General features: G+C 47.0%; 18 protein-coding genes. 6 read left to right on the plus strand and 12 right to left on the minus strand.

The genetic code is table 11. The annotated features are described in order from the left end of the window. Positions 1–87: 87 nt before the first annotated feature. Together J0L70_RS18245 and J0L70_RS18250 are read right to left on the minus strand one after the other, a co-directional pair. Entirely contained in the window at positions 88–621 is a 534-nt protein-coding gene (locus J0L70_RS18245) for a hypothetical protein (RefSeq protein ID WP_287455456.1), read from the minus strand. Positions 622–741: 120 nt separating this feature from the next. Beyond that, entirely contained in the window at positions 742–897 is a 156-nt protein-coding gene (locus J0L70_RS18250) for a hypothetical protein (protein WP_287455457.1), read from the minus strand. Between the two features lie 377 nt (positions 898–1,274). Here J0L70_RS18250 and J0L70_RS18255 point away from each other — a divergent pair, with 377 nt between their 5' ends. Then, on the plus strand, positions 1,275–1,877 hold the full coding sequence (locus tag J0L70_RS18255) for a hypothetical protein (RefSeq protein ID WP_287455458.1): 603 nt from the start codon (positions 1,275–1,277) through the stop codon (positions 1,875–1,877). Continuing rightward, positions 1,870–2,199, plus strand: a complete 330-nt coding sequence (locus J0L70_RS18260) for a hypothetical protein (RefSeq protein ID WP_287455459.1) — start codon at positions 1,870–1,872, stop codon at positions 2,197–2,199. Before J0L70_RS18255 ends, J0L70_RS18260 begins: the two co-directional genes overlap by 8 nt. A gap of 315 nt (positions 2,200–2,514) precedes the next feature. Here the strand turns inward: J0L70_RS18260 and J0L70_RS18265 are convergent, their stop codons facing one another. Both J0L70_RS18265 and J0L70_RS18270 read right to left on the minus strand, forming a co-directional pair. Beyond that, entirely contained in the window at positions 2,515–2,970 is a 456-nt protein-coding gene (locus J0L70_RS18265) for a hypothetical protein (RefSeq protein ID WP_287455460.1), read from the minus strand. A gap of 240 nt (positions 2,971–3,210) precedes the next feature. Further along, a complete protein-coding gene (locus J0L70_RS18270; RefSeq protein ID WP_287455461.1) occupies positions 3,211–3,771 on the minus strand; it encodes a ribbon-helix-helix domain-containing protein in 561 nt (186 codons plus the stop codon). A 200-nt stretch (positions 3,772–3,971) separates the two neighbouring features. Here J0L70_RS18270 and J0L70_RS18275 point away from each other — a divergent pair, with 200 nt between their 5' ends. From J0L70_RS18275 to J0L70_RS18285, 3 genes are all read left to right on the plus strand, one after another. After that, complete coding sequence (locus tag J0L70_RS18275) at positions 3,972–4,514, plus strand: tyrosine-type recombinase/integrase (protein WP_268184644.1); 543 nt, start codon at positions 3,972–3,974, stop codon at positions 4,512–4,514. Positions 4,515–4,637: 123 nt separating this feature from the next. Then, positions 4,638–4,814 carry a hypothetical protein gene (locus J0L70_RS18280; RefSeq protein ID WP_287455462.1) on the plus strand — a complete coding sequence of 59 codons (177 nt, stop codon included), beginning with the start codon at positions 4,638–4,640 and terminating at the stop codon, positions 4,812–4,814. 831 nt (positions 4,815–5,645) lie between these two features. Beyond that, the gene (locus tag J0L70_RS18285; RefSeq protein WP_287455463.1) at positions 5,646–7,199 is read left to right on the plus strand and encodes a DUF4214 domain-containing protein; all 1,554 of its coding nucleotides are present in this window, start codon (positions 5,646–5,648) and stop codon (positions 7,197–7,199) included. A gap of 4 nt (positions 7,200–7,203) precedes the next feature. Here the strand turns inward: J0L70_RS18285 and J0L70_RS18290 are convergent, their stop codons facing one another. Beyond that, entirely contained in the window at positions 7,204–7,467 is a 264-nt protein-coding gene (locus tag J0L70_RS18290; RefSeq protein WP_287455464.1) for a hypothetical protein, read from the minus strand. A gap of 75 nt (positions 7,468–7,542) precedes the next feature. On the opposite strand from J0L70_RS18290, the gene J0L70_RS18295 reads away from it, so the two are divergent. Further along, positions 7,543–8,508 carry a carbohydrate binding domain-containing protein gene (locus J0L70_RS18295; RefSeq protein WP_287455465.1) on the plus strand — a complete coding sequence of 322 codons (966 nt, stop codon included), beginning with the start codon at positions 7,543–7,545 and terminating at the stop codon, positions 8,506–8,508. A gap of 173 nt (positions 8,509–8,681) precedes the next feature. On the opposite strand, the gene J0L70_RS18300 is transcribed toward J0L70_RS18295, so the two are convergent. The 7 genes from J0L70_RS18300 to J0L70_RS18330 form a co-directional block, all read right to left on the minus strand. Further along, the gene (locus J0L70_RS18300) at positions 8,682–8,885 is read right to left on the minus strand and encodes a hypothetical protein (RefSeq protein WP_287455466.1); all 204 of its coding nucleotides are present in this window, start codon (positions 8,883–8,885) and stop codon (positions 8,682–8,684) included. Between the two features lie 218 nt (positions 8,886–9,103). After that, a complete protein-coding gene (locus J0L70_RS18305; protein WP_287455467.1) occupies positions 9,104–9,469 on the minus strand; it encodes a hypothetical protein in 366 nt (121 codons plus the stop codon). 11 nt (positions 9,470–9,480) lie between these two features. Next, a complete protein-coding gene (locus J0L70_RS18310) occupies positions 9,481–11,340 on the minus strand; it encodes a P-loop NTPase family protein (protein WP_287455468.1) in 1,860 nt (619 codons plus the stop codon). A gap of 72 nt (positions 11,341–11,412) precedes the next feature. Continuing rightward, positions 11,413–12,279, minus strand: a complete 867-nt coding sequence (locus J0L70_RS18315; protein ID WP_287455469.1) for a hypothetical protein — start codon at positions 12,277–12,279, stop codon at positions 11,413–11,415. A gap of 11 nt (positions 12,280–12,290) precedes the next feature. After that, positions 12,291–12,707: a hypothetical protein gene (locus tag J0L70_RS18320; RefSeq protein ID WP_287455470.1), complete on the minus strand. Its 417-nt coding sequence runs from the start codon at positions 12,705–12,707 to the stop codon at positions 12,291–12,293. Further along, positions 12,704–12,919: a hypothetical protein gene (locus tag J0L70_RS18325; RefSeq protein ID WP_287455471.1), complete on the minus strand. Its 216-nt coding sequence runs from the start codon at positions 12,917–12,919 to the stop codon at positions 12,704–12,706. Before J0L70_RS18325 ends, J0L70_RS18320 begins: the two co-directional genes overlap by 4 nt. Continuing rightward, complete coding sequence (locus J0L70_RS18330) at positions 12,916–13,071, minus strand: hypothetical protein (RefSeq protein ID WP_287455472.1); 156 nt, start codon at positions 13,069–13,071, stop codon at positions 12,916–12,918. Before J0L70_RS18330 ends, J0L70_RS18325 begins: the two co-directional genes overlap by 4 nt. Position 13,072: the final 1 nt, after the last annotated feature.

Raw genomic sequence — 13,072 nt, forward strand, 5'->3', positions numbered from 1 at the left:
CACCTTTCCTTCATAACAATTAATTGACCTTGCGTAGGTGAGGAGGATTTGCTCGCATCTTCCTTACAGTAATTTCTCTACTTTCTATTACCAACCGTCAGAGAAGGGCATATCTTCTTCCTCTTGTTGCGATCCCCAGATCATAATGTGCCGCACTAACCCAAGAATAGAACTATCCGTATGTGGGAATTGACCATCAAATATTTTAGATGGTGTGGTAACAACAATTCGCGTGTAAGGTGCGACTTCTTTTAATGTGCGTAGTGCTTCGCCACCTTCTTCGTGTCCAGAAGTAAGACACCAACGCAGGCTACGAGCAACGAATGCATGGATAGTAGAGATACTCGGTTTCCAGATGCAGAGGACAGCGTGAGAATATTTCGTTTTTAAGTGAGGGTAGTGTTCTACAATTTCATGCAGTCGACTGGCACTGACCTGACCAATAATCATTGGTTCTCGCTTATCTAGCTCATCTGTCGAGGGAGCCAAAAACAAGCAAACAATATGGTTGGGATTTTCTCGAATAAGCTGAGCTAAAAAATAGCCATCAGCAACATTTCCTTCTAGATCAAAAGCTTCAAACTTCGGAAACTTCTGTAGAACGGGCGGCTTGTCAGACATTAAAGTTCTCCATAATGTGTGTTATGACAAATCTCACATGAAGCAATTGCTCAATACCTTACTACAACTTTGAGATTGCCTCCATCTTCTCTTCTTCGTGCAAGTCCTCAAACAGTACCGTCAATTCTCCTTGTAAGCATCCTTTGCTTGCTCTGTGCAATACCGTCCAGTGTCAAGTGCATAGTACTGGATGATGATTGATAGCGTACGATCGGGAATACCATCATTCAGGAAATCTTTCAGACCGCCAGCGTCAAACCCAGTGTTCATCAGCATTACAGCCAGCTTTGAGGGAGCTAGACCGCCAGCGCTTAACAGGCTGTCTCGAACAGATTCTTTGTTGACCCCAATAATTCTTGCTGCTCCTCGAATGGTGCATCGCCCAACTCCATCAGGATCGACGGTTAACTCAGAGACGATCGATTCGGTTGGATCTGGCTCAGCATGAACGATCGTGCCGGGTTCTGATGCTGGTTCTTCACAAGAAAATTCAGTACAATTGCACTAAATTGGTTTGCTGCAATAGTTTGAGAGTCAGCAACCATTGAGAATTTACAGATTTTGTAAGTCCTTGGAGGACGATCGATTTGCGTACTTCGATCGCTTTTTCTGAAATTTCTGATGCGTAACTTATTCTCAATCGATCCAAAAAAATGGAAAAACGAAAATGGTCTGAAGCTGAGTGCCAACGATGGTTTGTTCAGGGATCTGGGAAACTGACTGAACTTGCCCAACTGAGTAACACTCCCTACGGCACTTTGAAGCGATGGTGTACAGTCGGCAAGTGGGTTGAGAAGCGCAAGCAATTTCGGGCTGAGTTGAGCCAACAGACCCAAACCAAGACGATCGATAAAAGCAGTGATGTTTTGGCTGAGCAGTGGTCAAAGCTGACGATCGAGCATCTTCAATCCTTCCAGATTCTGCGAAAGCTTGCTGAGGCAAAGGCAAAACTGATTCACAACAAACTAGAAGCGCTCCAAGTTGAAAAGGAAATGCGCCGATCGTTGGGGCAGTCCGCTGATGAAATTGAGTCTGAACAGGCAGTGGCGTTAGACCAAATCAGTATTGATGATATTTCGGTATGCACTCGCGTGATCGACACCTGCATCAAGGGTGAACGCATGGTGCTAAGCATGGAATATCAAGATTTGAATCGGGCTGCTGCTGCAATTGAGCGAGTTGGGCTGAAAATAGTGGCTCCGAGCGATTCAACGCTTGCAAGACTCACGGTTCGAGAAGGTGAGAGCAATGGGTAGAGAGCGTCCGCCAGCATTGATCGTCTCTGCCGATATGCTGCACAAGTTGACGATCGTCCCTCGTCTCGCTGCCCAACACGGTAAAGGCTTCACATTGATCGACGGCTCCGAGATTAAGTATTTTGCGATCGCAGATTTGCCCAGGATTCCTGCACAGTTTGGTCAAGCAATTTCGACCTACGATCCAAAGCAGGAAGTACTTTTGGTGAACGATCGGAATCTCTCTAAATGTTCTTGGATGCTGGTGAAGCTGGAGCGGCAGAGTCGATGGGTTTGGGAGAATTCGATTACAGAACGATCGAGGAAAACGATCAAAGTTTGAAGTTCTCGCAAAAACCGAGAATTTCCAATTCCCCGGCATCGGGAAGCTTCAAATGCGTAGTACTCAGCAATGATGGCGATCGCTGTATCTGGAATGCCATCTTGAGCGAAATTGGTTAGGTCGGCACTGCTTGCAAGCGCACGATCGGGAATGCCGTCATTCAGGAAACCTTTCAGACCGCCAGCATCAAACCCAGTATTCATAAGCATCTCAGCCAATTTGGATGAGCTTAGACCGCCACTGCTGCGATCGCTGTATCTGGAATGCCATCTTGAGCGAAACGGCTTATCCCTCCAGCCTCAAACCCTTGATCCATCAGCATCTTGGCTGGTTTTGAGGGATTCGTCCCCCCACCCGTGAGTAAGCTTTCACGAAGCGAAGACTTGTCAACTCCAACCATTCGCTGAATATGAACTCGAACCCGATCGAGCTAAATGCAAGAACAGTCGATCTCGCTTTTGCTGTACAATTCCGACCTGCTTCAAATCCGTAGTAAGTCGCAATGACAGCGATCGCTGTATCTGGAACACCATTTTGAGCAAAACGGCTTAGATCAGCAGGCGAAAACCCTTGTGCCATAATCATCGTAGCCAATTTTGAAGGGTTTAGATCAGCACCTTGAAACGCCCTAACTAAAGCAGAATCATCAACTCCAACCATCCGCGCGACCCCTCGAATGCTCGATCGTCCTACTCCGTTGGCATCGACGGTTAATTCAGAGACGATCGACTCTGTTGATTCTGATTCGGTATGAAGCTGGAACGCCCACACTGACCATTTTTCATCAGATCTGATAAGAAATCCCTATCCTCTTTCAGTTTAGGGATGATCGTTGATGCCTCCTGACTCTCCATTTCAGTCTTGCCCCTGAAATGGTTTTCCGGCGACTGGATTTCCCGCATTCAATTAGTTTGCAGAGATCGCGAAAAATCCCGAAAAAGTCCGACCTTTCAAGTCTTCTGAAATCCATGCAACACCTTTAGCAAAACACGGGATTCTCCCGGATTTAAACTATGGGGAATCCCCTAGTTGATACCGATCGTTCCCCAAATACTCAACTCCAAGTTTCTGAGCTAGCCAAAATTCATGCACCCAGCCGTGCGGAGCGGACGATCGCCAATTCTGGGAGAGATTGAAACGATTGAGTAATTCCGCCTCAGTCAAGATTTCCTCAACCTTCGGGGAAGATCCACTCACCTCGACGGGTAAAGAGGTTTTCCCGCCACGGGAATCCCCGTAACGGCGATCGTTCAAAACCTTCTCGCCGACTACCAGATTTTCTGGCAGTAAATTCAGAGCCTTTTCCGAGGAGACTCGGAAATCTCTAACTACCGGAATCGCGGTAGTTGATTTTTGCAATTCCTCAACGATCGTCCGCAGTTCTTGAATCTGTTGCTCGATCGTTGTCATTCGACTCGTCGGTAAGTCCGCAGACTCAATGCCCAAATATTGCTCGATCGCGATTTGAATCACTTGGCTAGAGGTGCAATCCATCGATCGCGCAGTCGAATCAATTTCATCTTTGAGCGCGATCGGCACTCGACACCCAACCATTACTTTTTTCTCACTCATATTTATAGCTGCTCATCGTCTCATTTAAGACCAATTTGATAACAATGATAACCGTGTTTTCGCAATAGCAGAGGGTCATTGTCAATAAGCAGGGTAAAGCGCGACTGATTTCAGAAATGAGCCTGAATATCCCATTCTGTCGTTGTCGTTTCAGAGGAATCGACAATAAAATAGAGCAAGTTGTTTCGAGTAACAGTCTCATGCCCAAAGTGAATGGAAAAGGACAAGCGGCAATTCTGACCAATGATCAGATCGATGCGGTGATTAGTCTCTGTAGGAAGCCATATTGCTATGTGGTTGCGATCGCGTCCTTCACTGGTTGCCGAATGGGTGAGGCACTTCGACTTAGAGCAGAGAACCTAAATTTGGCAGAGAAGATAATTACCTTGACAAATACAAAGACGGGTCGAGCGCGGGAAATCGAAATGCACCCAGAGTTAGTGAAGATTCTCACTGGTGCAAATCTGCCGACAAAAGGCTATCTATTCCCGTCGAACCGTAGCGCAGGTTATATCACTCGCCAAGCGTTGGACAAGGAACTAAGAGAAGTCTGTGAGGCTTTGGAATTGCGCGGCGTTGGAACACATTCATTTCGTCGATCGCTGGCTACGTCGCTGCATGGCAAAGGTGTTCCGATCAAGACGATCGCAAGCATCACGGGGCATGAGTCATTGAATGAACTCTCTCGGTATCTGGAGGTCACACCAGAGCAACGGCGATATGCGATCATGCAGTTGCGTTAGCGTTGCGAGACATTGCTCCAGTGATCATATGTTTTGCTCAGACTTGAGCAAAACACCCACTTACCAGGGGCGGTAAGTGGCTGCTGTTCAGCAGTTGGGCTGGTAAGGGATTTTTCCACGTAAATGTGGAAAAACGGACAGCACGGACGTTTCGCGATTCCTGATCCGATCGTCCTCCTCCCGCTCCCAGTTTTACTGCGTCGGCTTTTGCGACACACTCTTTTCTATTCATGCAATGTTGCAGTAGTCGATCGCCCTATAAAACTCAATACTCCAAATCTCGAAGCTTGTGAAGAATAATGACGTTCCCACTATCAGTTCGCAGAAACGTCACGTTATTAACGCTCCTCTGAATTGCGGGCTTCTGGTCAACTTTGTAGTTGCTTCTAGTTGCAAAATTTCCACTGACGCGAGTTTGAACTCCATCTCGCCATTTGATAGTGAAATAAGTCATTCCTTGACCGGAACTGCCTTCAACTTCGCATGTGTCATCAATTTGTTCCTTGCCATCAGCGCTGACAAAGTGACACTCCGCAAGCATTCTCCAGCTACGGGCATGAGCAGGGGATTGAGTGACAAACAAGAGAATTGCAGTAAGAGAACCAAATATGCTGAGCTTCATCTAATTGGACTGTAACATTGCTCACTTAGGTTATCTGCTCTCAAGATGCCAATCAATCGGTTTCACTAAATTTTGATAAGTAGTCCTGTTATCTTTCCCATGTAGACGTGCATATAGTCCCTAGTTCGAGTAACGTCGCGCTACACTGCCACAAGTTTTAACTGCTCATCCCATTATCAGTATTATGTGGAGCCGATTTCAGAACGCTTGCAACCAAATGCACATCAAATTTTAAGAAAAGGCACAAGAGGAAGATTTTTATATTTGCGGGTACTGTGTTCTCGTTCCCGCCCGCTCAGTGATCACCCCTAATTTTGATCACAGGCGCGATCGCTTCTAGAAAGCGAGAATCCTTGAGCCAGTCTCAGCTTTGAGATATTGAGAAATCATAAAGTTCTTAACGTTCCATAGTTTTTGTGAAGTTCATAAGAACTATCAGTATTTTCTCGTAAATCCAAAAGAATCTTGTATAGATTACGTGCAACCACTGCCATTTGGTTTTGAATTTCATGGTTGCTTATCAGTTTCTTTCAAAGACGTACACAGATGTTTTAGGACGCGCACCCGATGCAGGTGGCTGGAATTATTGGCAGGGTGAGATCGAGCGCGATCGCTCCTTGGATCAAGTTAGAAGAGTTGGAGCATCCTTTTTTACCGGAGATGAGTTCTTAGGTAAGGGCTACAACACTAAGGATCGATTAGCGGTTCTCTACAGAGTTGCTTTATCCCGTGAAGCCGATCTAGGGGGCGTTAACTATTGGGCATCTCAAGTTGATTCTGGTGTGCGCTCATTCTCTGATGTGGTCTTTAATTTCTTTTGGGGTGAAGAGTTTAACTCGATCGGCTCCATGTATACCCAAGGAAAATATGAGTTTCGCGGGGGCACTCCGTATCGACCGGAGATTGGTCAGCCCGCTTACAGAATCGGAGTTAAAACAAGCTACAACATTTATGAGTGGTCAGATGCGCCTCCAGACGTTCAGATAACAAACAGCAAGCAACTACAAGCTCTTTTGAATTCGTCTAGAGTCGGGACAAGAATTATGCTACCTCAAAGGAGTTTGATCGAAGTGACTGAAACGATCGTTACGCCTTGGGGTGTTTCCATTCACACAAATGGTGCAACATTTCCTGATGAATATCAGAAAATGGCACGATTTGTCAGATCCCCCTCTTTTACCGATGGGGCTATGATCGCTGTCTCTGAGGCATCAAGCCTTAATTTTGTATGGGTTGATGGGCAACGCAGCAAAATGAACGAACCCAATTTCAAGCCACAAAACATCAATGTTGGGTTGCTTGGGGGAATGGGTTCCTCGATCATATCCAGTCGGGTCGAAAGAAGTATGGGTTTCAGTCACATCACCGCTGGGGGTCGATCGGTAGGACTTCCCAGCGCTTCTTCTTCTATTTTTGGTAACTTTGTAGATGGAACCTTTAGCAACTTTGCCGCTCAATGGTCCGATGGCATCTCGATCGGTGGGGAAGCCGTAGATGTTAGGTTTAATACCGTCATCAATATGACAGATGTTGGAATTGTCTCGTTTGTCGGCAATAAATCCGTTCAAAATCGTCAAGACAGCGGTGTTAGATACAACACTGTCTTGAACCTCTCCAACAATGCCTATGGGGGGATTGTGAGTGATGGGGTATTTAACCTTTCGGGAATCGGGACGGCTCCCGGAAGTTATGCAGGCTATGCCCAAAATTTACGATTTTCCGACAATACTCTGTGGACAAGTAACAGCGCTTTCATGGCGATCGCTCTCTCCATCGGAACCCGTGCATGGTTCGGAAATGCGTCGCAAACCATTAACGGCTCGGCGTTTATCAATAATACGAGTGATGGACAGATACTTCGAGTTGGGACAGGGATTGTCGTTTCCGGGGCTTTGAATGCGACGGTCTTGGGTAATACGTTTAACTTTGTCTTTGCGCCTGAAGCGAAGCCAGCATTACCTCGCCTGCCGCTTGTCGCGTCTATCTCTGCACGATATGCCTCATTCAAAGAAGTGGATATGCCGTGGGTCGATATGATGATAGACCGCGCGATCGTGGATTAGAAAGTCACGGAGCCAGAGAAAGTAGCTGCTGTTCAGCAGTTGGGTTGGTAAGAGAGCTTTCATCACAAATCATGAAAAACGTCGGTGCTGTCCGTTTCTCGGCTCCTGATCCGATCGCCCAACTCTTTGCCCTACATCCATTTCCCCAATTTGAGGAATGCAGACAGAGATTGAGCATGGGAGAACGATCGAGCAGTTGGACCGCAGATTGAAGTAACTCAATGCGATTCTCACTCCCAACTAGGGTGAGGTACGATCGTGCAAACATCTCTAACCGCTTGGGGCTAAGCTCTGAGCGGTTTTTCGATTGAAAAAATGGTACTCACATCAACACCCAAACCGTATGCTCAGAGGAATTTCGGCGCAACCTGTCTCATTGGTCAATTCAGTTATTAACGGCGAGTTTCGCATTAATCAGCGTGGCGCAACGAGCTATTCGTTTGCTGATGGAGCTTACACGCTCGATCGTTGGCAAATCTTGATGAATGCGAGTGGCGGCACAAATCCAGCCGGATCTGTTTCACAGCAATCATTTTCACCAGGACAAACGGAAGTCCCATATGAACCGAGCAACTACCTTAGAATTGCAAACACCTCTCAAGGTTCATCGCTCGGTGTAGGGTCATATTGGGTTTTATCACAGTCGATCGAGTCGGTTAGAACATTCGCTGGTCAAACGATTACAGTTAGATTTTGGGCGAGATCGTCGATTGCAAATAAAACGATCGGCGTGAATTTGCTCCAAAACTTCGGCACAGGAGGAAGCCCGGTTGTTCCGGGGGCAGGGCAACTTGTTACTCTGTCTTCGACTTGGCAGCAATTCTCGATGACGTTTGTCGTTCCATCGATCGCCAGCAAAACGATCGGGACTGATGACTGCTTGAGGCTTCAATTCTGGATGCAAGCAGGCAGTAGTGTCGCATCTCAAGCAGGTGCAGCAATTTCATGGGGCGGAACAGGGACGATCGACATCGCCAACGTTGTAGCGATGCCTGGACTATCACTGCCCTCACGGATTGAACCAAGACTGGTTTCGCAAGAACTAGATTTATGTCAGAGATACTATGAGGAAATCCAAGTAACCGCTGATGGGTATCTGCTGGCTGGAACCCCGATTAATGTATTCATCCCGTTCAAGCAGAATAAGCGGGTTGGCAATCCGCTTTGCACTCAAAACCCTAGCACTGCCTCAAATATTAATCTCAACGCGATTTTCCCCAACAATTCCACTGCTGCATATAATGCGACTATTCCTGCGACTGGCGTATACTCACTGGTCACAGTCATCAAAGTGAGTGCAGAATTTTAGCCATTTACAAATAAAACCGGGACGATCGTTTTATCGATCGTCCCGGTTTTATTTGTTTGAATTTGGAGGGTTACAAAATTTGTAAGTGGCTCAATTTCCAAGATGTGCGATTTCTTCCGTCAGTCTGGCGGTGTCTAAAACTGCTGCCATTTGCGCGGAAAACAATGCTTCTTTCAAGGATGGAAACAAAGATCGAAATAATCCGATCCAGCATAACTTTCCCAAGCAACGCAGCGAATAAACTCAGAGTGAGAAGGAGCGATCGTCAGTCCAAAACTGCAATTATCGAGGTTAATTTCGCAAAGAATCCCTGTGCTGCTGAATTTGGGATTGAAGCCGCGATCGAGTAATTCATTCAAAATTTCTGAAAGTTTCATGGTTGAATTTCCTCCTTGATTTTTTAATTGCGGTGCTGCAAAGCAGACCACTTTCACTGATAGTTTAAATGAGCGATCGTAACTGCTTCTGATCCACGAGACAGACGAGACAAAATCACGAGACAAAACCTACGAGACAGACGAGACAGCCACGAGACAAGGTGTCTCGCCCTTTTTTCCACCTCTCAGAATTCCGTCTCGTGTCTCGTGAGAGGAAGCTAACTGTTAATTGAAAGATCAAGCATTGCTGTAAATATTTCGGATTCACTATCGCAAGTTGTTACATACTCCGCCATGACAAACGGTGGATCTTTTCGTCCTTTTGTCTTATATCTAGCAGGGAATTGAATCGGGTTGTTCTTTACTCTCCAAATGTGACCGCAGTAGGGAAAGTATTCGCCCTTTTCTGGCTTAAAGTTAAAGCCTAAAAGGTATTGTCCTCTGACTTTAGAAACCTCGATCGCGCTTAAATGTTCTGCAACTTCGTCAGGTAAATATAGATGGCATAGCACCCAGAATCGAGGTTGTTTGATTTTGAAAATTCGACTCTGCTGAGTTGCTTTAACAACTTCTTGAAATTCCACGTTTTATGCTCCTAGAAATCGTAATCTTCGGTATTGGGTGCATTGGGTGTGATCGAGTACTTACCCTCTGATTCGATCAAGAATTGAGCCGTTACCAAAACATCCAAAACAGTTTTGATTTTCTCGGTCGGTAAGCTTGAATCATCCTTGAGCCGTCGAATTGATTTACGAATTTCGTATGGGGCAAACGACTTGTCTGAGCGTGCTGCTAGCCAATCCACGATCGTCGAAGCAACCTCGATTGATTTTGGCTTCCACTGAGGGAAAGCTGCCTGAATCTTGGGCAAAACTGAATCAGTCTCGCGTACCGATTCTTCAACCTCATGATCTAAGGCTTTTGGTTCTTCAGACTCCATTCGATACATCCGATCAAGTGCTTCTGGAGTAGACGCGATCGGTGGTTTTTCGCTCAACTTCTGATTTGCCAATTCGAGTAGAGCCGCAATCTTGGCAATCTTGCTGTCGATAATGCAGGGACGATCGTATGTGGAGATGTCCAGCTTCAGATCTTGCGCCTGCTTCTCTGCAAATCCTTTGAGGTAGACGTAGCTGAGGTTGTCTCGTAGACTGCCTTCTCCCTCAATGCCGAGCGTCTTCACTTCTTGCCCTTGAGCCAGCAGAATCAGGCGAACTTTGCTTGTCCTGCCTGCTCGAATGACGAATTTCAGATCCTTGACCACATCAAGCTTTAGATCGTTGCAACCAGCAACAAACGTAGGGACTTCATCTAGAATCACGTTGATCGGTAGAAAGTCTTCTTTCCCGGTCTGGTTCATCTCAGCTTCTCTGTCCTTAACCAATTTCGATAGTCCCCCGATATTCGCCGCGATCGTTGCAAAGTCATAGGGCACGCCGATCACCTGCATCCCGATAAAGTCTTTCGGCTTCTTCTTGGGAGTAATCACGATCGTCGATCCATTCAAGAATCGCCCCAAATACTCCGCCAGAAAGCTCTTACCTGCTCCAGTCTTACCCAGCATGAGCAAGTGAGGGAAGTCATCATAAGCAGTGTTGAGCAGGTTCCAATCGAACAGCTTTGATTCAGGAGAGACGATCGGGATTGTGAACGGTTGCGCGGATGTCGCAGAAACTTCCACCGCATTCAATCGGGTATTTGACCCAATTGTAGGTACTGCCGCAGGTTGAAATGATGCGATCGCATCTTCGGCTCTGATTGCCCCCGTGCCTTGCAATCCGTATTCCGGGAATCGCTTCGAGGCTTCTGGCAGATGGCTCGTATAGATCGCGGGATTGCCTAGAACGTCTCGCAATGCTTGGGGATTTGCAAAGTAGCTCTGAATCGTACCCGCGAGAAAGGCATCGATGAGGAACTGATAGCACGCCCATCGTTGTGTTGGGTGAACATGGTTCATTGCCGATAGCAAGCCTTCGGGGGAGAAGTGCAGCAGTTCATACTCAACCTTTTCGCGATCGCTCAAGTATGCTGCATCTTCCCGAATCGAATCCCGCTGCCCTTGAATCGCAGCAATATCGTAAGCGTTTCCGGTTTCGGTTGAACTGGACAACTCAACATCGCGCTCGGCTTGAGTCTTGCTGGATAGCGGCATGATTTGAACTTTGCCAGTTTGCAACCATTGAGCAAAGACTGCCATCGAATAGGCAACTGCGCCACCTGCAACGATGAGCGAGCCTAACGGATTGCTGAGAATGAGGAGTGCGCCTCCGCCTGCAATTCCCGCAAGACCTGAAACTTTACCAACTCCTGCATCAATCTTGGATGTCTTGATCTCGTTGCGTAGAGTATGTTTGCGGGTTTCAATAAAATTCAGAGTATCGCCCATCTCCAACAGGGTCGCTGGTAGAAGTTGGTCATCGTGCATTAATTGAGGATTAAACTTGTCTAGAGCCATTTGATTTACCTCGCCGGGAATTGAATGGACAAGAAGCGCGATCTAGCGTCAATCGATCGCGCTTTGTCGTATCTATGCGGATTCAGACTTGTTTGCAGACGGCTTTTTGAAGTTCAGAACCTTGGGGAACCGCTTTGACTGTCCCTCAGCCTTCACGATGTCTTCATTGGCTTGCCACAGTGCAACAAATTTCTCTGCCATGAAGGTGTTGACGTAAGTCCAAATCACAGATGTAACAAAGCCTCCAGGACTGACAAACATAAACCGATAAAGCGGGGCAACGGCTGCGGCAATGTCCAAAACGTATGAGGATCGGACAACACCCGCAATGATCCCGTGATTGGCTGTACCTGCTTTCTTGTAGGCTTTTGCTTCAATGTGAACTACGTCGATCGCTTCTTTTGGGACATCACCCACTCGAAAGTTTTTCACCGATTCATAGTCCTGCTTTGCCTTGGCAACAGACTTCTTACCGCGCTGCAAGTTGGCTTGAACTCCGAGAACGACGATCGAGATGATGCCAGTGACATAGAAGTTCGGGTCAGCAAAAGCAATCCCAATGTTCTGAATGTCGCCGTTATTGGGACTGAACGGTTTCGGCATGAATGACGGATGAGTTTCAGCAATGTATGAACCATCAAACTTGCCAGTCTTAGAGAAGTGATTGCCGATCGCGAGTGCTTGCCAATAAGACTCGGCAGAGCACAGCCAGAAGTAAATGGCGATGGAACCGAGAAAGATGCGCTGTCCTCCCCGTGGAGCCGTACACCACTTGTAAAGTGCAGCAGGACGGGAGAAGAACCACGCGATCGAGTCAGCAAGCGAACCGAAGATTTCATCGGCAGTCGGTTCAGTATTGTGATTCGATTTGGGCTGAGTCGAATCTGATCCAGTTGCTTTGGGCTGAGTTGAATTGTCTTGAGCGTTCCGAAGTGCCATAAGTGTTAATCCTATTTGAGTAGTGGATGGTCGGGGTTATTGCAGACGGTTGTATCTGGCATGAATTTTCGATCGCGCCAAATCCCTGCACAGCGCTCGAATTTGTCGAAAATCAATCGAGTTTGAGTCGGTTGCGTCTTCCAAAATGGAAGCCCTGGCTTGATTTGCTCTCGGCTCACATCGTTGATAATCAGCCGATGAATGTTTAACTGATCTGCCTTCTGAAAGGCTTTAGCCTCTCTGTCTTGTGCATCGGCTTGCTTCTCTGCAATTTGGGCGCGCTGCTCAATCTCAGAGGTTCGTAGGTCGGTTTGGTGCTGCTTTCCCGCTTTGATGAATAGCTGAGTGCCACCGATCGCGGCTGAGAATAGCAGTAACCCGATACCCAGGTTTCGAGAGGACTTGTAAAGCTGTTTGTGTAGGCTCATTTCACCCTCCGTTGCTCGATTCGCTCAACTTCATCTGGTCGGATTGTGTTGTTTCTAATCCGGTCAGAATCGGTGATTGCTGGACGATCGGCGGGTACTTCAAAGCCTTTAATCGGTTCGATTTGTGGCTTATGGCTGACAGGCTGACAGCCTTGGATGATTGCGCCTATCGAGATTGAGATCGCGAAACATTGAATGGGAAAACGTATCATTTCACCCTCCGTTGCTCGATCGAGGGAATATCAACGCGAAATAGAACGCCCTGGTCGCGCACCCAGTAGCCAGCGACGAAAGCAAGCAGGACGCAACCAAATACGAAAATCCCGCTAGTCATCGAGCCATCATCTTTGTGATAGTTGCTCACG

It is taken from the genome of Leptolyngbya sp. UWPOB_LEPTO1 (assembly GCF_017302695.1).
In the GTDB taxonomy this organism is placed as follows: Bacteria; Cyanobacteriota; Cyanobacteriia; order Leptolyngbyales; family Leptolyngbyaceae; genus Leptolyngbya; species Leptolyngbya boryana.